The sequence below is a fragment of the Ruegeria sp. D4 genome (genome assembly GCF_056534475.1).
In genome coordinates, this window is the sequence record NZ_JBQFPJ010000045.1 from 1 (window position 1) to 1673 (window position 1673).

The 1673-nt window shown below is 59.1% G+C and carries 1 protein-coding gene; it reads right to left on the minus strand.

Going from position 1 to position 1673, the window contains the following annotated elements:
* Positions 1-1461: recombinase family protein (locus tag ACR0MI_RS23635; RefSeq protein WP_480855751.1), on the minus strand; the 1461-nt coding region annotated here is incomplete at its 3' end.
* Positions 1462-1673 lie beyond the last annotated feature (212 nt).

Consider the following 1673-nt stretch of genomic DNA (forward strand, 5'->3'; position numbering starts at 1 on the left):
GATAATCTCCAAGGCCCCCGTGCGGATCGCCGGGTCTGATAGTGCCTGTGCCAGATCGGCGACCTTTGAGCGATAGAGTTCCGACAGATTCGGGTGTAGGCGCACCGGTGAGGGCACAGGCTCGGAGAGCTTTGCGTCAAGCTCGGCGATCTGCGCTTCGAGTTCTTCGAGCCGCGTTTGAAGCCCTGGGGTGCGAATGCCTTCTGCAATCGCGTCATAAAAACCACTCAGTTTGCGCGCCGCTTTGTCCCGCTCGGATTGCAGGCGGGTCCGGGTTGTCTCCACTGCGCCTGCTTCTGCGTTAGCGGCTTCGCTGAAGGATTTGACAAATGTGGCCACAGCGTCGGGCTGCATCAGACGTCGGCGCAGCAAATCCAACACGGCGTCTTCCAGTATATGGCGGCGAATGGATTGCTTATGGGAACAAGTACAGAGTTTGCGAGCGGCAGAGCAGGCGAGGTAGTCGCGCCCGACAGTGGCGAGTGGTCCTCCGCAGGTGCCGCAGAATGCAAGACCGGTCAGAAGGTGCTTCTTGCGACGCTTCTCCCAAAACTTGGTTTCCTTGATGGCTTTGACGCGGGGATCAGCCTCGATCTCGCCTTGTCGCTGCTTGACCGCTTTCCAAAGTTCATCCCCGACAATCCGCAACTCGGGGACCTCCGTGATGATCCATTTGGAGGGATCGTTGAGACGAGAAACGCGTTTGCCGGTCTCGGGGTCCTTGATATAGCGCAGCCGGTTCCAGACCAGGCGGCCAATGTAAAGCTCATTGTTGAGAAGGCCTGTTCCACGCATTCGGTGCCCCCGGATCGCGGTGTCACGCCACAACTTGCCACGGGGACCGGGAATACCCTCGGTGTTGAGGCGGCGCGCAATGGCTTTGGGAGAATGCCCCTCTGAGAACTCTTGAAGCACCCGCCGGACAATCTCAGATTCTGCTGCGTTGATCATTCGTTCTCCTGTGACGGGTTGGCCGTCCGGCCCGAGACGCCGGACGACGTCGTAGCCATAGCTGCTGCCGCCACCGGAGCGTCCAAGCTCCACCCGCCCGCGCAGACCGCGCCGGGTTTTGTCGGCCAGATCTTTGAGGAACAGTTGGTTCATGGTCCCCTTGAGACCCACATGCAACTCACTGATCTCGCCTTCGGTCAGAGTCATGATGCCGACCCCTGCAAAGCTCAGGCGTTTGAATATCGCAGCGATGTCTGCCTGGTCCCGGCTCAACCGATCCAGCGCCTCTGCCAAGATCAGATCAACTCGTCCTTCCTGGGTTGCATTGAACAGCGCTTGCAGCCCGGGACGCAACATGGACGCGCCAGAGACCGCTCGATCCGAATAGGCGTCAACAACAGTCCAGCCCTCGCGTTCTGCCCGCTCCCGGCACAGTCGCATCTGGTCTTCGATGGATGCGTCTCGCTGCATCTGGCTGGAGAAACGGGCATAGATTGCGACTCGGGTCATCGACAGACCTTTTTCTTCTGGTTGATCAGATCCGCGTAGTCGCGGCCTGCTTCAATGGTTTGGGCGTGAATGTAGTGATGCTCTGCCGTTCCGAAGCTCGTATGAGCCAATATTGGTCGGATCCCGTCCTAAAGACGAGAGGCCGACGTCACGGGGGAAGCGATGGCGCATGCGCCAGATGAGCAACCTTGGAACAATAGAGTTCGGACAGT